Origin of the sequence: Micromonospora sagamiensis (assembly GCF_014680085.1) — a bacterium.
GTDB classification, from domain to species: domain Bacteria; phylum Actinomycetota; class Actinomycetes; order Mycobacteriales; family Micromonosporaceae; genus Micromonospora; species Micromonospora inyonensis.
Genome location: NZ_AP023438.1, coordinates 3602577 through 3621948 on the forward strand (window position 1 = coordinate 3602577; position 19372 = coordinate 3621948).

The following is a 19372-nucleotide window of genomic DNA, read 5'->3' on the forward strand; positions in this document are numbered from 1 at the left end:
CCGCCCCGGAGCGGGACACCGCGTAAAGTCCACGAAGCCGACCGGACCATCAGTTGGCTCCGGCCGTGCGCAGGTCGGCGACCAGCCGGTCGACCAGCCGTTCCTCCATCACCGCTCGGCCCGTCCGCTGCATCAACTCGCCCAGCGACTCGTCCCACGGGGTCCGGGCGGGCGTACCGAGCAGGGCCGTGCCGGTGCCCGCCCCCGGCAGGTAGTCGGCCCCTGTCATCCGCCACGGGACCGCACCCGGGTACCGCTGGAGAGCCGCCGCCGTCAGTCGCACGCCGGTCCAATCGAAGTCGTTACGCCACCGGATCACCGCCCCTCGGGCGGCACGCAGCAGCGTGTGCACGGCGACCGACGGTACCCCTTCGGTGCAGATCAGCGGCGGAGCCTGGTCCCCGAGCGCGGCGGTGGCCGCGCGTAGCACGGCGGGGTTCTCGCAGACGTAGACCTCGTCGCAGGTCACGGTGAGCGGTGCCAGGCGCAGCTGGTGCAGGGTGACCCGCATCGGTACGCCCGCCCGGGCGGCCTCGGTGAGCCACCGCCCGACCAGGCCGCCGGTGGCCGGCACGTTGAGCGCCAGTACCTGGCTGGCGAGGTCGTCCGGGACCAGCCCGACCGATTCCCACAACGCCCGTTCCTGCTCGCTGTCCAGCGGTGGCGCTGTCTGCTGCCACGCGGCGACGGCACGGAGGACGAGCCCACGCAGCGGATCCTCGGTGAGTGCCTTCGTATCGTCCAGCACCCGGTCGGCGAAGACCGGCATCGGCTCGTCGGCCGCAGGCAGCGCGTCCAGGACACGGACCACGTCCCCGAACGGCATTCCGGTCCGGACGACGCGGGTGAGGGTGCCGTCGCGACGCAGGCCGTCGAGCCATTCGGCATACCAGGCGGCGCCGGCGTGCCGGCCGCCATTGGCCACGGCGAGGACGGCGTCGCGGGCCACCGCCTCGCGTTTCAGCTCGGCCGGCCGGTTACGCAGCGGAGCCGTCGTGGTGAGCACGTCGGCCAGGCCGACTCGGTGTGCCGCCCGTAGGTGCTCGTCCACCTCGGTGAGCCGGATGCTGAGGCGGGCCGCCGCAGCGGAGCGGTGGGTGCCGGTGATACCGATGATCACCCGACGTTCGTCGTCCGTGGGAGCGGCCAGCGTCACAGCGGTGTCGAGCCGGCCGCCGGTGCGTTCCAGGCTGCGCCGTGCGGCCGTCAGCAACCGCCGCCAGCCAGGATGCTCGACCAGGTTCGTCGATCCGCCGTGATCGCCAGGCTGGTCCGGCTGCTCGGTCAACGCCTGTCGGTCGGGCCGGTCCGGCCGCCGGTCGTCGGGCCCGCTGGTCATTCGTCCACGAGGTCGAGCAGGTCGCCGGTCCGGTCGGTTTCTCCGCGACCACCCGGGGCGCGGCGGGTCTCCGGGGAGCCGAGCGCGCGAGCCAGCGTTCCGTCGAAGTCCGCGACGTTGGTCGAGCCGTCCCAGACCAGCAGCACGGTGGATACGGCATGTTCCACCGCGGAGTGGGACAGGTCGTAGTGGGCGGCGCCGCTGACCGCCGGGTGGGTGGCCCAGAGGTCGTAGCCGGTCATGAACAGGTCCAGGTCGAACTGTCTCGCCAGGGCCATCAGTTCACCTCGGCCGGTGTCGTCCACGCCGGCGAACGCCTCGTCGAGGCCGAGCAGCCGGGGAGCGTCCGGCCGCGCCGAGCCGAACAGCGCGTTGGCGGCGGCGAAGAGCGGTAGGTGCAGGGAGACCGACTGCTCGCCGCCGGAGAGTTGGCTGTGCCGGGCTCGGGTCAGTGCCTCGGTGCCGCCGCCGGGTCGGTGCAGGGTGAATGCGAACGTTCGCCACCGCCGGTAGTCGAGGACGTCGCCGAGCAGTTCCCGGTACGGCCGCTCGGGCGCTGCCGCCCGGGCCGTCTTGATCCGGGCAGCGAAGTGTCGGCGCATGGCGGTGAGCTGTGCCGGCCCGAGCCGGGCCGGGTCGCGTTCGAGCAGCTTGCAGACGTCGCGCTGTTCGGGGTCGAGGTCGTCGGCGAGCCGCCAGCCGACGCCGACGGTGAGTCCGGAGGACATCCGGCGGGCCCGCATCTGGCTGTCCATGGCCGTCACCAGGTCGCGGGCCTCGATGGTGCGGTGGTGAATCTGCCGGGCGAGTTGCCCGAGCAGGGCGTCCTCCAGCACCCGCTGCTCGGAGTCGGTGAGCAGTTGTTCCTGGTCGCGGCGCTCGCGGGCGATCCGGTCTGCGAAGTGGGCGACCGGGCTCAGCCCCTGTTCGTCGGCGACCCGGACCACGATCACCCCGTCGTCGGTGTCCCACTCGGGCCGGTGGTCGAGGCCGGCTGCCGGCAGTTGTGCCTGCAACTCGGACAGCGCGGTGGTCAGCCGGGTGGCGCTCTGCTTGAGCGACGACTCGGTGGGGCTCAACTCGCGGGTGGCGGCGAGGATCGCCTCGTGCAGCGCTGCCACCTGCGGATCCAGCTCGTCGCCCGGGGCCTGCGCCGGCCAGCGCAGGTCGGTGGGGCAACGCAGCAGGCCCAGCAGGTCCGGCTCGGCGTACGGGCGCAGTCGTTGGGCATCGTGCTGCGCCTCGGCGACGGCGGCGGTCACGGCCTGCTCGCCGAGCTCCACCCGGGTCAGCGCGGCGGCCCGCTGCTCCCGGGCGGCACCGAACTGGGCGCGGGCCTGCTCGACGGCCTGCTCCGCCTCGGTGATCGCGTCGGCGGTCCGGGCCACGTCGGCCAGCACCCGTTCCGCGTCGGCGCCGACGCTGTCGCGCAGCGTCCGGTACGCTTCCGCCTTCTCCCGGTGCCGGGAACGGGCGGTGCGCGCGGTGTCCTGCGCGGCGGTGAAGCGGTCGACCGCCTCGTCGTGCCGCTGCCGCGCCTGCTCCTCCTGCTCGGCGGCGCGCATGGCGGCCGGCCGCGCGCTCTCCAGGCGTACGCCGCGCTTGTCGAAGCGATCCACCGCCTCGGCGGTGTCATCGAGTCGGTCCACTGGCAGCGACCGCTCCGCCGCCGTCCGACGCAGCGCGGCCGTCGCCGCGGCCCGCTCGGCCAGGGTCTGGTCGAGCCGGGCGGCGGCGGCCACGTTGGCCTCCTGCCAGGCGCGTAGCGTCGCGGCCGCCCGGTCCAGCTCCCGCAGCGCCGCGTGGACCGGTCCGGGCGGCGGCAGCTGCGCGCCGGCCACGTCCACCGCCGCCAGCAGCGCCTCGACGGACCCACGTTCGCGGTCCACGGCCTCGAGGCCGGCGTCGACGGCCGCCAGCTGCCGGTCGCACTCGGCGACCCGGGTGGCGCGGCGGGCCGTCCGTGCGGTCGCACCGATGTACTCGCAGGAGGCCTTGGCGAACCGGCCGACGCCGACGCCCTGGGCGTACCGGCCGTCGATCCCGACCGTCACCAGCTCGGCGTTCAACTCGGTGGCGACATCCGCCAGCGCCACCGAGGCGAGCACCTCGCCGATCCGCCCGGCGGGCACGTCGTCCTGCTCCTCGGCGGCCAGCACGTCAGCGAGGGTGGTTCCGGTCGGCCGCCGGTGCGGCGGGAGCGGCAGCAGGTAGCCGTCCAGGTCGTCGCCGGCCAGCGCGGTCGTCGCGGTCTCGGGATTCGGGTGCAGCCAGGCGTCCAGCAGCCCGGCGGCGTGCATCGCCGCCTCGATGGCCGCCGCTTCCGTGCCGGTCACCCCATCGGTGAAGCGGACCAGCCGCCACAGCGGCGCACCGGGTCGGCCGGTGCGCGGCGCCGGCCGGGTGGCCGGGACGGGCGGGGCGTCGTCGTGCTCGGCGGCGATCCGGTCCCGTTCGGCGGCCACCTCGGCCCGTCGGTCGGCCAGCACGGTGCGGTGCGCCGCGAGCGCCGCGAGCCGGTCCCGTCGCTGGGCCACAGCGGTGACGGTGGCCTCCGCGTACACCTCCCGTGGGGTTTGCGCGCCCGGCTCGCCGACCGAGTCCACGGCGGCGGCCAGCCGGGTCGCCAGATCGGGACGCTCGATGTCGGCCAGCAGCCCGACATTGTTCCGCGCCCACTGCCCGATCTGCTCCCGCAGCCGCGTGCGGGCCTGCGCCACGGCATCCTCTGCGCGGCGCTCGGTCTGTTCGGCGTCGGCGACGGCGGCCGTGGCGGCGGCCGCGTCGGCGGCGGCCCGGGAGTGGTCCCGTTCGGCCTGGTCATGCCGCGCCACCTGCGCGCGGATGGCGCGCACGTCATCGCGGCGAGCGGCGACGCGGGCGGTGACCCGGGCCGCCAGGTCGTCCGGTGCGGCGTCGTCCGCGCTCCAGGTGATCCCGGCCGTCTCGGCGTCGAGTAGAAGTTCGGCGGCGAGCCGGTCGGCCGCCGCCCGCGCGTCCCGGGCCGCTACCGTCGCCCGTTCCCATTCGGCACGCCGCCGGGCCACCGTGGTCTCCTCGGCGGTGACGGCCTCGTCGGCACGCTCGGCTGCCTCGGCCAGGTCGTGCACGTGCCGTTCCAGGTCGGCGAGCTGCTCGTGGGACTGGTATGCCGCCGAGGCTTTCAGGCTGTCCAGGTGGGCGCGGAGCCGTCCGGGCTCGCCCTCGACGGCCCGCAGCCGAGTGCCGGCCTCGGACTCAGCCTCAGCCGCCGCGTGGGCCGCGCGACGCGCGTCGGTCAGTGCGACCGACCGGGTGGCGACCGCGTCGCGTCGGGCGGTCAGGGCGTCGGCCGCCGCCCGGGCGTGGGTGCGCAGGTAGGTCGAGTAGACCGCCAGGAACGCGACCGTCGCGCCGTCCGCCGCCACCAGCCCTTCGAGGGTACGCGCGACCGCCTCCATGTCGTCGAACGAGCGGGCGGCCTCCACCAGCAGGTGGTCCTCGACCGGGCGCAGCCCGCGCTGCAGGGTGCGGGACAGCTCGACCGGGTTGAGGTCCTTGGCCAACTGTGGCTTTCGCAGGGTCAGCACCAGATCCAGCAGCTGCTCGTAGCGGGCCGGACCGAGGCCGAACAGTCGGGCGTCAACGAGGTGCCGGTAGTCCTCCGCCGAATCCCGTACCGCGTCGGCACCCAACCGGTCGATCAGGTCACGGCGGTTCAGCGGCCGGTCGTCGGCGTCCAGCAGGGAGAAGTCCACCCCCACCCGGCCGTCGACCACGAAGTGCCAGCGGGTCACCCGATCGACGTGCCGGTGCGCCCGCAACCCGATGCCGACCGTCACGTACTGCTCGCCGTCGCCGAACTCCATCCACACGTACGCGTGCGTGACCTCCTGCCCCCGGTAGAGCAGGTTCGACTTCATCGTTCGGTCCTCACTGGCGAACGGGTTCAGCCGGCGAGGCTCGATCCGCCCGTCGAGCACGAACGGGAACAGCACCTCGAGCGCCTTGGTCTTGCCGGAGCCGTTCGGCCCGCGCAGCACCAACCACCCGTCGACGAACAGGAACTCCTCGTCCCGGTAGTCCCACAGGTTGATGATGCCGGCCCTGGTGGGGGCGAACCGGCGGACGGCACGGTGCTCGATCACAGTCAACTTCCCGAGGTCAGGTCAGAAGAGGGTTTCGGTAACGGTGCGGGGCTTGACCGCGGCGACGGTGTGGCGGTAGCGGCCCACCAGCGGCCGGACGAGCACCCCGCCCGGCACGGCGGTGACCGTGCCGAACCGTTCCAGCAGCGCTACCGCCTCGGCGCGTAGCCGGTCCGGGTCGGCGTGCCACTGGGCCCCGAACGCGGTCCCGTACCGCTCAAGGATCTCGCCGACGGCGGTACGCAGAAAACTGTCGGTGATGAACGGCAACCGGCCGGCGCTGTCGCTCTCGTCGGGGCCGCCCTGGTCCTCGGTGTTCCACGGCTCGGCCGGGCCGGTGTCGTCGAGGCGCACCAGGGTGGCCGTGGGCAGGCCGGCGTCGATCTGACCCACCAGCGACTGCTGCCGGCTGTTCCCGTCCGGCGGGGTGAGCCGCTTGACCCGGCGACCGTCCGGATCCATCACGCGGTCGGCCATCTCCACCGCCAGCAGCACCGCGGCCTGCGCCACCGAGCCGGTGCCCGGGAACCGCTCCCCGGTGAACCCGGCGGTGTCCACCAACAGCACCCCCTCGGCCTGGCGCTCGACCCGCAAACCGGTCAACCGGGCCACATCGGCGGCGAGCGCCGAGCCGCGCAGATGGTTGGCGACCACCGGATCGACGTCGGCGTGGTAGACGACCGGCGACTCCACCACCGCCCGCCGGGCCGCCTGGGCCGCCTGCCGGCGCTCGGCGTTGCCGCTGCTGGTCATCGCCCGGCCGAGCAGCGCCGACACCGACTCGACGTGCTGCACCACCCGGGTCGGCCGGAACAGCGCGAACACCACGTCCCGCGCGACGTCGTACAATGCCTCACCCGCCCCGGGGTCACTGGCCCAGGCGGCGCTGGAGCCGTCGGCCAGCCGGAGCACGCCCCGCTCCTCCAGCCAACCGACCGCGTCCACGAACGCCCGCCGGTCCGGGCCGTGGTCCGGATCCAGCCCCAGACCGGTGATCCGGTTCGCGTCACCGGCCACCGAGTCGGCCAGCTCGCTGAGGGTGATCTGGATACCGGCGCGACCGAGCACGGCCAGGCACAACGCCAGGTACGCGTAGCGCTGCCGGTCGAACTGCCGCCCGGTGCGGGACACCGCCGGCTGGGTGCCGTCGAGCTGGTCCTTCACCCGCACCAACCGGGCCGTCGCACCGTGCAGCTCCAGCCGGTAGCCGAACGCCTCGGAGAGATCCCGGCGCAGGGTGCCGGCGAACCGCCGCACCCGGGGCAGTGCCCGCTCGTCGGGCCAGGTCGCTGTGATCAGCGGGTGGCGCAGAACCAGCCGGACCGCCCGCTGGTAGTCCGCCAACTCCAACTCCGGGACGTCGACGGCGAAACGGTGCACCGCAGGCCGGAGCCCGCTCGGTTCTGCGGTCACGCCGACACCAACTCGGGACGGCGGACCGCAGTGTGCTGCGCGGCCGTGACCGTCAGCGCGTACCCGTCCAGATGCAGCCGGCCCTCGACGGTGCGCACCGTGGTGAACCGTCCCGGTGCCGGGGTCAGGGTCAGCCGGACGCCGTGCGCGGCGGCCGCCAGCGGCACCGCGGTCGCGCCACCGACCCGGGCGGCCAGGGCGATGTCGAGCAGACGCAGCAGGACCTGGGTCTGCGGCCCGTCCAACCGATGCTCATCGACTCCCGCGTCGGCCAGCGCCGTCGCCGCGTCGGCCAACCGACGCTCCCGGGCGAGCTGGTCGCCGCGCAGCCGGTGTCGGCGGTCGTCGACCCGGTCGAGCCGGGCCGGCCGTCCCCGCCCCTGCCCGGGTGCCCGACCGGTGGCCACCAGGGTGCGGGACAACTCCACCGCCGGTGCCTCCCACCACGACAGCCGGCTCGCGATCGCCTCCGGATCCGGGTGCGCCACCCCGACGTGGCGGGGAGCGCCGAGGCCGAACACGACGTCGAACAGGGCGTGCGCGGCCTCCTGGGTGCCGGTGCGGGTGAACCACGCGGCCAGGTGCCGCAGCTGCGACTCCCGGCTCACCCCGCCACGGCGAGCCTCGGTGACCCGGCGCAACAGGGCGAGGACGTCACCGATGGCGGCGATTGTGGCGTCCGACAACCGGTCCGCCTCGCTGAGCTGCTCCGGACCCGGCGGCGCCAACCAGGACCGCAGGCCCGCCCAGCGCCGCCGCCAGTCGTCCAGCCGCTGAACCGGGGTGTGGAACAGGCGCTCGTCGGCCTCGGCGGCCGCCTCGATCAGCCGATCCAGCCCGGTCGCCTCCACCTCGTGCACCGCCGCGCGCAGCCGGGGCGTGTACCGCTGCAACTCGTCGTGGAAGTCCCGCAGGTGAGCCAGCAGCGCGTCCTTGTGGGCGAGGAACGCCTCCGGCCGCACGTCGTTGGTCCGTCCCAGGTCGCCCAGCATGTGGTAGAAGCGGGCGGCCCGCTCGGCGATGTCCGCCAACGCCCGGTCCAGCCGGTTGAACTTGCGGTACACCTCCTCCGCGTCCCCGGCCTCGTTGGCCGATGCGAGCGCGCTCAGATCCGCCAGGAGATCGGCGAAGACCAACCGCGACAGCGTCGAGTCGTCCATGCTCGCCGACAACACCGCCTCCACCGCCCGGTGAGCCCGGTAGCCCGCCTCGGTGAACTGGTACACCGAGTGCCGGTTGCGGTACTCCGCCAGCGTCGTGGCCCGGGAACCGTCCTGCCCTCGGTCGAGCACCCCCCAGTCCACCAGGGCGTCGAGCAGCCGTGGCAGCTCCAGGCGGGCCGGATCCGGGCAGTCGGCGTTCGCGTCGTGCAGTGCCACCAGCGCTGCGGCCACGTCAGAGGTGTGCAGCACGACGTGGTAGCTGGACCGCGCCGAGTCGAAGGCCCGCAGCAGCCACAGGTAGACGAACCGGTTCTCCGCCGTGACGTAACCGAACAGCCGCATCCGGTCGTCCAGCCCGAAGTCGTCCAGGCCGAAGGTGGGCCGGGATGGCTGCACGGTCATCGTCTTCCTCCCGCCGGACGCGAACAGCCACTCACCCTACCCAGCCGGCCTTGGAGGGCGGCGAGGCGCGCGGGGCACCGCAGACAGCCGCAGAACCCGCGTCAAGGGCCACTCCTCTTGGGTCCACAGCCCCCAGAAAGGGCCTGAAGTCCCACACTTCGCAGGTACTTCTTGACCGCTTCCGGTTCCCGTCCGAGGTAGCCGCGGTCGAGGCGTCCCAATCGAGTATGACCAGGTACGCGAAGAGGCGGTTTGCGGCCGACCGGTGCCAGCGCGGGCCACCCTGGCCGACCGCCGGCCGCAAACCGGGGTTCGTGTGCTCGGGGTGCGGTCCTGGGCTGGGCGAACAGGGGTACGGGTGACGTGGGCGAACGTGGGCCACTCCCTGCCACCCCGGGTGAATCCGCTGGTCGCGAGACTGGGCACTCGCGCCCCCGTAGCTCAGGGAATAGAGCATCGGTTTCCTAACACGCTGCTTCGCGCGTGTCCGCAGGCTGATGACCTGCGGACTTTGGTTTCCTGCCCTGTGTGTCCCGGTCGCAGCGGGGTGTTGCTGTGATCGCTCGCTGAAGATCAGTTTGGTGGGGTTCGTCCTGTTCAGGTTGTGATAGGGGAGCCGCCCGGTTGCCCCCAGAATGCTTCGATCTCGGGTCAGCGCCCCGACGGCCGAGGCTCGGTCCAGAGCCCGCGCCAGTGGGGCAACCGCCGAAGCGGCTGATCCGTTGGTGGAGCCTTCGTCGGCACACGGCTCCGGGTGTCCGCAGCGATGGTGGCGGGGAAGCAGCGCGCGAGCAGCAGGGTCTCCGTACTTCGACGGCCTCAGTCAACCGAAGGATGATCATCGCGGTTTGCGCCAAGCGGATGCTCTGATATCGGGCCTGATGCGGTCGGTGCTCGTTGTAATGCGTGACGTATTCGGCCAGGGTCGTCAGCAAGTGCCGGGGGGTGATCCGTCGAGGCATTCGTGCCGTACCGTCCGCACCCGTCTCTCCGCGTACGCGTTGGCCTCGGCGCTTGCGGCGGGTACGCAGCATGTCGATGCCTTCAGAGGCAAGAACGCGGGCGCGCACTTCGCGTCGCGGTCACGGATTACCTCTTCGTGAGGGCGACAGACGGCAGCGACCGGTCCGGGACATCGTCTCACAGTGCCTGTCGGGGCCGGCCAGGCCATGACCGGGGGAGTGGGGAGTCATTCTCCGCCGGGATGGCGATCACTGCCTATGGCGCCCCTCGCATCCAAGGGCGAGCGCTACCCTTCCACCGCTCGCTTGAGCGCCACGACATGGGCCGCGGGCTACCGACGCGACACCCGTGAACCAAAGCCGGAGAGGCCATCACGATGACCAAGCCCATCGATTACGACGCACCGCGCCGACCGGCCGTTGACGTTGACGTTGAAGACGACAGCCTGGAGGAACTCAAGGCGCGCGGCGCGGCGCCGCAGTCAGCAAGTGTCGACCTCGACGAGGCCGAGGCCGCCGAGAACTTCGAGCTGCCCGGCGCGGACCTGTCCGGCGAGGAACTGACCGTGGCGGTCGTGCCAATGCAGCCGGACGAGTTTCGATGCGCGCGCTGCTACCTGGTGCACCACCGCAGCCAGCTCGCCGCGCAGGCCGACGGCCGGGACGTCTGCCAGGAGTGCTCCTGACGTCCCACTGTCAGGCCATCATTTCCCGCCACTCCGGACGCCCACCCAGCCATGCGCCGGCGAGGATCTCCGCAGACGCCCGACCCGGACAGGGGTGTAGCTTCGACCGACCTGCGATGCCACCGGTCTGCGCCTCTACCTCCCATCGTTGGCCGTCGGTGCGGATGTAGACGTCGCGACGTCCCCGCGGACTCCGGTCCCCGTTCCACCAGTGGCGCTCGATTCTCATCTGCTGACCGTATAGCACGCCTGCGGAAAAACGAGCCATAATGATCTTGGGAAGACGGTCGTGTGATCGGGAGACCACGAATTGTGGACGAGAGTTGAGAGACCTGACCGGGCTGGCACAGGACGAATCCGCGGAGCGCCGCCTTCGCGACGCCGCGCGTATGTCCTTCCCAGCGGATGTCCGGCGAGCGCATCCACGGACCGATCGAAGCGATTCAACAGCGCGCCGGCGGCGACCACGTTCCATCACCGGCGCCGAGACGGGCGGCGCCTACACCGTGTGCTGTTGCACCGGGGCGGCCACCCCGACCGGGTCACGATGGGCGCGGCGGTCGCGGGTCGCGGCAACACCCTCGACGGGGACACGTTGATCGGGATGGCCGACGCGACAACGTGCGTGGGCAAGGCCGAGCGGCAGTGCACCGACACCGCCCGATCTGGTGGTCCAGTCGTGGAGACGTGCTGATCCACCTGCACAGGACGTCGGTACCTGCGACGCGTTGAACCGATACGGGTGGTAGCCCTTACCGACTGGGCTCCGTTGCGTCGTGATGCCTAACGAGTCGTCGGCTTCCGGTCGGCGTCACCCTCGACACGGAACGGGGTGCGCAGACGGGTCATCGCAGCCGAACTTACGTCGACGGCAGAAGTATGGTCGAAAGCCGCATTTGCTCTCGGTGCTGCACGGAACAAATTCGAGTCATGCGCGGTTACATCAGTCAAGAGCTGCTCCAAGTTTGCGCGCCAGCGCGCGATCGACCCGCTCGTACATGCAAGCCGGGTGCGGAAAATGAGCGGGGCGGATCCGGCCGCTCGCCGGGGGCGTTGGATCCGTTTCGCTCGGCCTGTCGAACCCTAACCCAGAAAGCCATCGTGCACGGCCTGGGCCGGGGTGCGGGTAGATTGATCAACAGTCCGCCGGTTTTCCGACCACGGCCTGCCTCTGTAGTCGACCACCACGCGCCGCGACCAATCGGTCAGCGCCGTGCAGGGCGACCCCTTTCACGTTCGGAGACTCCCATGGTGGCACGCCGCCCCAGCAAGACACCCCTTGTCACACCCACCTCCTTCGCCGACCTTGGCGTGCCCGGCCACCTGGTCGCCGCGCTCGAGCAGGCGGGCATCAGCACGCCATTCCCGATCCAGGCCGCGACGCTCCCGGACTCACTCGCCGGACGCGACGTGCTGGGTCGTGGCAGGACGGGATCGGGCAAGACATACGCCTTCGCCCTCCCGGTCCTCGCCCGGCTCTCGGCCGGCACCTCTCCGCGGCTGCCCGGCCGCCCGCGCTCGCTCATTCTGGCGCCCACTCGCGAGCTGGCGACCCAGATCGAAGCGACGATCGCACCGCTGGCCACCGCGCTGTCGCTGCGGACCCTGACGATCTTCGGTGGGGTGAACGCGCGGCCGCAGGTCGGTGCACTGCGTGCCGGGGTCGATATCCTCATCGCCTGTCCCGGCCGGCTCGCCGACCACGTTTCGAACGGCCACGCGATCCTCGACGCCGTCGAGGTCACGGTGCTCGACGAGGCGGACCACATGGCCGACCTGGGCTTCCTGCCGGTCGTACGGCGACTCCTCGACAAGACACCGCCCCGCTCCCAGCGGCTGCTGTTCTCGGCGACGCTCGACGCGGGCGTCGACGTCCTCGTGCGGCGGTACCTCTCCAACCCAGTCACCCACAGCGTCGACTCCGCGATGTCCCCGGTCGCCGCGATGACCCACCACGTGCTCCGGGTGCGTCACGATGACCGGCTCCCCGTCCTGATCGACCTGACGGCCGCCCCGGGACGAACGCTCGTATTCACCCGCACCAAGCGGGGCGCCAAGAAGCTGACCAGTCAACTGGTCGCCTCGGGCGTGCCCGCCGTGGAGCTGCACGGCAACCTGGCGCAGAACGCCCGCACCCGCAATCTGGCGGCGTTCTCCGCCGGCGACGCCCGCACGCTCGTCGCGACCGACATCGCGGCGCGCGGAATCCACGTCGACGACGTAGCTCTCGTGATCCACGCCGACCCGCCCGCCGAGCACAAGGCATACCTGCACCGCTCGGGGCGGACCGCGCGTGCCGGAGCGAGCGGCACCGTCGTCACCCTGATGACCGACGACCAGGTCACCGACGTGCGCGACCTCACCCGCCAGGCCGGCATCAACCCGACGATCACCCGGCTTGGGCCCGGTGACTCGCTGCTCACCGAACTCGCCCCGGGTGAGCGTCGCTTCGTGACGCCTCGCGTAGCGACGACGGCGCCACATCACGGACGAGGCCACAGCGCCACGCGGCGCCCGGATCCGCGCACAGCGACGGGCGGATCGACCGCCAGCGCAACGCGCGGGAGAGGCTCGGAAAGTCGTCGGGCGAGCGCCGCGGAAACCACGTCAGCGACACGGGGCGCGGCGGCGTTCTCTTCCGGCGCGCGGGTTGGTAGCCGGCGCGGTCAGCGCTGACAGCGAAGACACCGCGCGGCGCGCCCGTGCTAGCCTCACCGGGTTGCAACCTTCGGTTTGTCGCATACTTTGCCAGCGCCTGGTGGGTATCTAACCCGCCAGGCGCTTTTTGTCCTGCCGGTTCTTCCGGACCAACAGCGGCGGCAACCGAGGGTCCGTACGTGGCTCCATCCGCTACTCAAAGGAGAAGACATGGCACTCGGCACAGTCAAGTGGTTCAACGCGGACAAGGGCTTCGGCTTCATCGCACAGGATGGTGGCGGCGCTGACGTCTTCGCCCACTTCTCGGCCATCTCATCGAGCGGGTTCCGCAGCCTGGAAGAGAACCAGCGGGTCGAGTTCGACGTCGAGCAGGGCCAGAAGGGCCTTCAGGCTGCCAACATCCGCCTGGTCTGACGTTGACTCCGCCAAGCCGTGGGCGACGGGGCCTCGCCCGTCGCCACGGCGGTGGCTGAGACCACGGACCGGCGAATGCCGGTCCGTTCCGACACCGCGGTCCTTCCCGGCCTCAAACCAACCCGGTCCCGCCGGCTGCTCCACCCTGCCCACCAAGATCAACCGGAGTCACATTGAGACTCCGGGTGTGGTCCTCAGCTGGGGGAACAGGGGTCCGGGTGACGTGGGTGAACGTGGGCCACTCCCTGCCACCCGGGTGAACCCGCAGGTCGCTAGACTGGGCACTCGCGCCCTCGTAGCTCAGGGGATAGAGCATCGGTTTCCTAAACCGTGTGTCGCAGGTTCGAATCCTGCCGGGGGCACCTCGAAGATCAGCAGAAACGCCCGACGGCCTGTGGATACGCCCAAGCGTCGATCCGCAGACCGGTCTTGAAGGCGGTTTCCCAGGGCGTGCCTGCTGCGTTGGTCAAGATCCGGGCTCTTCGCAGTCGTCCTGGTCGCCGCTGTCGTGGCGTCCGACGTTCCGCTGTGGCTGGCGGTCCTGGACGACGTCAGCCCCGAGGTCGGCGCGGAGACGCGCACGGGCGGCGTCCAGGCGTGCCGGGTAGTCCGGCATGAAGATCTCCACGAGCGATGTCTCCAGGGTGCCGCTGATGCTGTGCAGGGCTGACCAGACAGCGCCGTCCTCGTCCGCGATGGCGTCGAACCGCTGGGTGCCGATCACCTTGTCGAGCCAGTCGGAGAGCACCAGCGCCTGATCGCGGGTCAGCCTGAGCGTGAGGTCGTCGGCCACCCAGCGAGAGTAGCGAGAGCGCTTCAGCCACAGCCGCCGATTGTGGCTCGACGGAAGGACGATGATGCACGGCGTGAGGTGCGGGTCGACAATCGGTCCATGCCGTACGAGAAGTCTCGTCTTGCTCTTGACGTTGTCGTTCCCGACTCGACACAGGGGAGCGCCGTCGTCGAGGTCCGGCCCTGGATCGACGGGCGGGACATTCTCACCGAGGCGATCGCGGCTGGACCCGGCAGCGATCCCGGGGAGCTGTTGGGGCCGGATGGGTCTCTGATCGCTGACGTCGAACCGCACGAGGTGCGACTGGCTACGGCGGAGTGCACCGAAGGATGCTGTGGGGCTCTCTACGTGACCGTACGCCGCGAGGGCGATCACGTGGTCTGGAGCGGCTGGCGCAACCCCGACGAGCAGGAGGTCGACCTGCCGGAGTTCCGGTTCGACGCCGAGGAGTACCGGACGGAGGTGGAGCGTGCCGCCAGGGAGCACCGCCGGGAGCACCGCCGGGAGCGGCCGGCACACCCGCTCGGCCGGCTGCTCGAACGGTACCTGGGTCGGCGCGTCGACTGGTCTCCGCGCCGCGGGCACGGTCGGTAGGCCGACGTTCCACCCTGGTCGGACCTGCCGATGGCCTTTCCTGTGCGCAGCAACCGTCGGCGGATGCCGTCCCGGACACCGGACGGGCCGGCGCGGGTACGGTGGCCGACGTCATGCGTACCGTCATGGGTTTCGTTTTTCTCGGCCTGGTGCTGCTGAAGCTGGCCTGGCCGGTGTTCGCTCTGGCTGCCGTGATCCTGGCGGTGCGGGTGGCGTTCGCCCTCCAGGACGGCCGGGGCGCACGATCGAGGGCGCTGCGGCTGTCGATCGCCGCGTCGGCGTCGACGGCCTTCGCCGCCTACGGGTACGGGCTGGGCACGACCACCTTCGGCCTGGTCACCGACGCCGACGACCGGTGCGGGATCGTCCGGCCCGACCGCTACGGGTACGGATACCACGGTCCGGCCGACGGGACGCACCGCATGTGGCCGTTGCAGGACACCACCTGCGGCCCGGACCTGGTGCCCTGGTTCGTCAATCCCCTGGTGGCCGGCTCGGTCGTCCTGCTCGTGGTGCTCGTGGTCGTGATGGTGGTGGCCCGGGTCGGGTCCCGCCGCCACTGAGTGGCTACGCACCGTCCCGCCGCATCGTTGAAGCTTTCTTTCGTCGGGAGGTGATACGTCGAAGGGTATTGACCCGAACTGGTTACCAGGTAAGGGTGAGCCTCGGAGTCATCAATTTGACCTGGAGGCTCGATGCCCAGCGTGACGTCCCCGACGAGCAGACGCGTTCTGCTCGCGGCCGCCGTGGCCGCTGCCACGGCGATCGTTCCCCTCACCACCACCCCTGCGGCGGCCGACACGTCCGTCACCCGGCAGCAGCAGTACGCGGCCGCGGCCGCGGAGTACGGCGTGCCGGAGAGCGTGCTGCTCGGCGTCTCCTACCTGCAGTCCCGGTGGGACACCAACGCCGGCACGCCCAGCACCAGCGGCGGCTACGGCCCGATGCACCTGACCGACGCCGAGTACGTGATGTCCCTGCCCGGGGGACACCACCACGACGAGGACGAGGACCCGCGCGGCGACGACTCGCGGCCGGCGCACCCGGTCGACTCGACCGAGAAGGCGCCGCCGGCCGAGTCTCTCCAGACCCTCGACGCCGCCGCGACGCTCACCGGCACCAGCGAGGAGACGCTGCGCGGCGAGCCGGCCGCCAACATCCGGGGCGGTGCGGCGCTGCTCGCGTCGTACCAGCGGGAACTGGCCGGACCGACCGGGAGCACGAGCGACCCGGCCGCCTGGTACGGCGCGGTGGCCCGCTACGCCGGCGCGGACAGCGCGGACGCGGCGGCCGCCTTCGCCAACGAGGTGTACGGCACGATCCGCGAGGGCGCGAGCCGGACCACCGACGACGGCCAGCGGATCACCCTCACCCCGCACGCCGACCTGGTCCCGGTGACGTCCTGGCTGGACAAGCTCGGCCTGCGCAAGCTGGCGCGCCCGGACGGCCTGGAGTGCCCGAACGACATCTCCTGCGAGTGGATCCCGGCCCCCTACCAGGATCTCGGTAACGGGGACTACGGCAACCACGATCTCTCCGACCGGCCCAACCGGCAGAAGATCGAGTACATCATCATCCACGACACCGAGGCGACCTGGGCGACCACGCTCAAGCTGGTCCAGGACCCGACGTACGTGAGCTGGCACTACTCGCTGCGCTCGGTCGACGGGCACATCGCCCAGCACGTGAAGACCAAGGACGTCGGCTGGCACGCCGGCAACTGGTACGTCAACGCCAAGTCCGTCGGTCTGGAGCACGAGGGCTTCGCCGCCCAGGGCACCTGGTACACCGAGGCGATGTACCGGACCTCGGCGAAGCTGGTGCGGCACCTCGCCACGCGGCTCGGCATCCCGATGGACCGGCACCACATCATCGGCCACGACAACATCCCGGGCACCGTCGCGGCGAACGTGCGCGGCATGCACTGGGACCCGGGACCGTACTGGGACTGGGACCACTACTTCAAGCTGATGAAGGCGCCGGAGATCAACACCGGTACCCCGCTGACCGGGCTGGTCCGCATCGAGCCGGACTTCGCCACCAACCGGCCGGCCTTCACCGGCTGCGTCACCGCCGGGGTGCCGTGCCCCTCGCGCGGTTCGTCGTCGGTGATCCTGCGCAGCGCGCCCAGCCCGGACGCGCCGCTGGTCAACGACATCGCCCTGCGCCCGAACGGTACGCCGAACACCATGCACATCTCCGACCACGGCGCGCGGGCGTCGACCGGTCAGACGTACGCGATCGCGGACCGGCAGGGTGACTGGACGGCGATCTGGTACCTCGGGCAGAAGGCGTGGTTCCACAACCCGGCCGACGCGCCGACCGCGCAGTGGACCGTCGGCCTGGTCGCCACCCCGAAGCCGGGGAAGACGACGATCCCGGTCTACGGGCGGGCGTACCCGGAGGAGGCGGCGTACCCGGCGGGCGTGCCGTACCAGACGATCTCGCCCCTGCAGTACACGCTCTCGGCCGGTCAGCGGTACGCCGTCGGCAACGTGCTGCCCGGCGAGTACTACCGGGCGACCACGTTCGACGGTTCGGCACCGGGCGACTGGACGGTGATCCGGGGCGAGAACCAGTACGTGCAGATCCAGTTCGGTCACCGGGTGATGTTCGTCAACCGGGACGACGTGCAGATCCTGCCCTCGGCTCTGGGCGCGCCCCGGTAGTTGCGGGGCTCGGAGGGTTCCCGGCCGTCCGGCCGGGAACCCTCCGCCGCGCGGGCGCGCCCCGTGGTCGGGTCGGGGGCGCTGCCGGGCCGGTGAACGGCCGCGCGGGAAAGGGGAGGGATGCCTCGCACCCGTCCGGGCACGGGACGCGGGGCCTGCCGGTCAGCGGGCCAGAACGGTCACCAACGTTCCGATGCTGGCGACCATCGCGGCGATGATGGGGCTGAGCGCCTTGATGTACGCCAGGATGAGCCGATGCCGCCCTTCCGGTTCGGCAGCGGGCTCCTCGTCGGGATCCGTCGTCTCGAAGTCCGGCCCAGGAGGGGCTACAGTCAACATGACTCCTTCCGTCGCGAGCGGTCGAGTCGAATGCGGCGTCCGGTGCCAGCCGGGCGCCGCCTTTTTGGGCGGCGCTGTGCCGATCGACCGTTCGAGCATCCTCCTGCCGGGCGGCTATCACAAGGGTCGAGTTTTCACTGTCGGGTAGCTGACAGTCCGATGTAATGCACTGAGAAAATATCGGCGTAAGTCCTTGCATCGCGCCGAATCCTCGTGCAGTCGTACAGCGGAACGTGACCGCTACCTAGCGGATGCGTGAGTGCCGCTCTGGCGGCGGATCCTCGCCTCGACCATCGTCACCGGTGCCGTGCCCTGCCACGCGACGGCCGATGGACCTGTTCCCGCCCGGCCGCCCCCGTGCCGGCCGGGCGGGAACGGTCAGTTCGTGGGAAGCTGCGCGGCGTGCTCCAGCACCCGGTCGATCAGCCCGTACTCCCGGGCCTGCTCGGCGGTGAACCAGCGGTCCCGGTCCGAGTCGCGCTCGATGTCGGCCAAGGAGTGGCCACTGTGCTGGGCGATCAGCTCCTGCATGGTGCGTTTGACGAACAGCATGTTCTCGGCCTGGATGGTGATGTCGGCGGCCGTGCCACCGAACCCGCCGGAGGGCTGGTGCATCATGATCCGCGAGTGGGGCAGGGCGTACCGCTTCCCGGGCGTCCCGGTGCAGAGCAGGAACTGCCCCATCGAGCCGGCGAAGCCGAGCGCCAGGGTGGCCACGTCGTTCTTGACGTAGCGCATGGTGTCGTAGATGGCCAGGCCGGCACTGACCGAGCCGCCCGGTGAGTTGATGTAGAGGAAGATGTCCTGCTCGGCGTCCTCGGCGGCGAGCAGCAGGATCTGCGCGCAGACCTGGTTGGCCGACGCCTCGGTCACCTCGGTGCCGAGGAAGACGATCCGCTCCCGCAGCAGCCGCTCGAACACCTGGTCACCGAAGGACGGCTGGTTGACCTCCAGCATGCGCACCGTGTAACCGACAGTCACCGTGGACCTCCCCGCGTACCTGCCGGCGGGCGACGTTCACCGCCCGGTGGACCGGCCCGTCAAGCGTGCGGTCCACGCGGCCCGGCGGCCGAGGGTTTCTGCCGCCGGCATATCTGCCGAGAGCAGAAGCCGGTCAGCAGCGGGGTGAGCGACCGGCGACGAGCAGGACGCGGTGCTGACCGACGCCGCTCCGGACGGGGCGGGACCGCCCGAAGGAGCCTGTGCCGGTGGTCCCGGCGGGACGACGGCCGACCGCCGCCCGGGCGTTCGGGACCCGGTTCGACGGACAGGTGGATCCGCCCGCAGCAGGACGGGTGACCGGGGTGGGTCGGGACGCGGCCGGTGCGGGACGGGGGCCGGTCGGCAGGACCCGTCGACCCGTCGGAACCCGGGGCGGCATGACCGGTGTACGGGGCTCCACGCGGCGCAGGTCGTCGCGGGCCTCCTCGAGCAGGTCGGAGAGGCGGATGCCGAGGGCCCGGCAGATCGCCGCGAGCACCTCCGACGAGGCCTCCTTGCGCCCCCGTTCGACCTCGGAGAGGTAGGGCACCGAGACCCCGGCCACCTCGGCGACCTCGCGCAGGGTGCGGCCCTGCCGGACGCGAAGTCGGCGCAGGACCCCGCCGATCACTCGGCGTAGCAACGACATCCGGGCCTCCTCGTCGGTGGTGCGGCTTCCGACTCTGCTCATTGTGCCGGTTTCCGCCGGTTGCGGTGGCCCCTGGGGCGGACCGTGGGCACCACGGGGGAGGAAGCAGGGGGTACGTGGCCACCTCAGCGGCCGACCTGTGGCGTACCGGCTATGTTGTGCACGTGCAGGCGGCAGCGGAGG

General features: G+C 71.5%; 15 protein-coding genes and 1 tRNA gene. 8 read left to right on the forward strand and 8 right to left on the reverse strand.

Translation table 11 applies throughout. The annotated features are described in order from the left end of the window. Window positions 1-49: 49 nt before the first annotated feature. The 4 genes from IGA62_RS15910 to IGA62_RS15925 are packed head-to-tail and all read right to left on the reverse strand — an operon-like array spanning window position 50 to window position 8444. Window positions 50-1339, reverse strand: a complete 1290-nt coding sequence (locus IGA62_RS15910; protein ID WP_145820352.1) for a TIGR02679 family protein — start codon at window positions 1337-1339, stop codon at window positions 50-52. Beyond that, window positions 1336-5466 carry a TIGR02680 family protein gene (locus IGA62_RS15915; protein WP_145820349.1) on the reverse strand — a complete coding sequence of 1377 codons (4131 nt, stop codon included), beginning with the start codon at window positions 5464-5466 and terminating at the stop codon, window positions 1336-1338. Before IGA62_RS15915 ends, IGA62_RS15910 begins: the two co-directional genes overlap by 4 nt. A 21-nt stretch (window positions 5467-5487) precedes the next feature. After that, complete coding sequence (locus tag IGA62_RS15920) at window positions 5488-6879, reverse strand: TIGR02678 family protein (RefSeq protein ID WP_145820347.1); 1392 nt, start codon at window positions 6877-6879, stop codon at window positions 5488-5490. Continuing rightward, on the reverse strand, window positions 6876-8444 hold the full coding sequence (locus IGA62_RS15925; protein WP_145820333.1) for a TIGR02677 family protein: 1569 nt from the start codon (window positions 8442-8444) through the stop codon (window positions 6876-6878). The genes IGA62_RS15920 and IGA62_RS15925 overlap by 4 nt, the downstream gene beginning before the upstream one ends. Window positions 8445-9783: 1339 nt before the next feature. On the opposite strand from IGA62_RS15925, the gene IGA62_RS15930 reads away from it, so the two are divergent. The 5 genes from IGA62_RS15930 (at window position 9784) to IGA62_RS15950 (ending at window position 13526) form a co-directional block, all read left to right on the forward strand. Further along, a complete protein-coding gene (locus tag IGA62_RS15930) occupies window positions 9784-10092 on the forward strand; it encodes a DUF4193 domain-containing protein (RefSeq protein ID WP_145820331.1) in 309 nt (102 codons plus the stop codon). Between the two features lie 508 nt (window positions 10093-10600). Beyond that, window positions 10601-10786: a hypothetical protein gene (locus tag IGA62_RS15935; protein ID WP_145820329.1), complete on the forward strand. Its 186-nt coding sequence runs from the start codon at window positions 10601-10603 to the stop codon at window positions 10784-10786. Between the two features lie 554 nt (window positions 10787-11340). Continuing rightward, the gene (locus tag IGA62_RS15940) at window positions 11341-12768 is read left to right on the forward strand and encodes a DEAD/DEAH box helicase (RefSeq protein WP_145820327.1); all 1428 of its coding nucleotides are present in this window, start codon (window positions 11341-11343) and stop codon (window positions 12766-12768) included. A gap of 192 nt (window positions 12769-12960) precedes the next feature. Further along, entirely contained in the window at window positions 12961-13164 is a 204-nt protein-coding gene (locus tag IGA62_RS15945) for a cold-shock protein (protein ID WP_091456013.1), read from the forward strand. 289 nt (window positions 13165-13453) lie between these two features. Beyond that, window positions 13454-13526: transfer RNA gene (locus IGA62_RS15950), tRNA-Arg, on the forward strand. Window positions 13527-13630: 104 nt separating this feature from the next. Here the strand turns inward: IGA62_RS15950 and IGA62_RS15955 are convergent. Then, window positions 13631-13957 (reverse strand): hypothetical protein, encoded by a 327-nt coding sequence (locus tag IGA62_RS15955; protein WP_145820325.1) that lies wholly within the window; start codon window positions 13955-13957, stop codon window positions 13631-13633. A gap of 348 nt (window positions 13958-14305) precedes the next feature. On the opposite strand from IGA62_RS15955, the gene IGA62_RS15960 reads away from it, so the two are divergent. The 3 genes from IGA62_RS15960 (at window position 14306) to IGA62_RS15970 (ending at window position 17220) form a co-directional block, all read left to right on the forward strand. Beyond that, on the forward strand, window positions 14306-14551 hold the full coding sequence (locus IGA62_RS15960; RefSeq protein WP_145820322.1) for a hypothetical protein: 246 nt from the start codon (window positions 14306-14308) through the stop codon (window positions 14549-14551). A gap of 113 nt (window positions 14552-14664) precedes the next feature. Further along, the gene (locus tag IGA62_RS15965; RefSeq protein WP_145820320.1) at window positions 14665-15114 is read left to right on the forward strand and encodes a hypothetical protein; all 450 of its coding nucleotides are present in this window, start codon (window positions 14665-14667) and stop codon (window positions 15112-15114) included. Between the two features lie 132 nt (window positions 15115-15246). Beyond that, window positions 15247-17220, forward strand: a complete 1974-nt coding sequence (locus IGA62_RS15970) for an N-acetylmuramoyl-L-alanine amidase (protein WP_145820318.1) — start codon at window positions 15247-15249, stop codon at window positions 17218-17220. Between the two features lie 162 nt (window positions 17221-17382). On the opposite strand, the gene IGA62_RS15975 is transcribed toward IGA62_RS15970, so the two are convergent. From IGA62_RS15975 to IGA62_RS30775, 3 genes are all read right to left on the reverse strand, one after another. Beyond that, window positions 17383-17559, reverse strand: coding sequence for a hypothetical protein (locus IGA62_RS15975; RefSeq protein WP_176737725.1), 177 nt, complete (start codon window positions 17557-17559; stop codon window positions 17383-17385). Window positions 17560-17937: 378 nt separating this feature from the next. After that, window positions 17938-18516, reverse strand: coding sequence for an ATP-dependent Clp protease proteolytic subunit (locus IGA62_RS15980; RefSeq protein ID WP_145822194.1), 579 nt, complete (start codon window positions 18514-18516; stop codon window positions 17938-17940). Window positions 18517-18673: 157 nt separating this feature from the next. Continuing rightward, on the reverse strand, window positions 18674-19231 hold the full coding sequence (locus tag IGA62_RS30775; RefSeq protein WP_377464824.1) for a helix-turn-helix domain-containing protein: 558 nt from the start codon (window positions 19229-19231) through the stop codon (window positions 18674-18676). Between the last annotated feature and the right edge of the window lie 141 nt (window positions 19232-19372).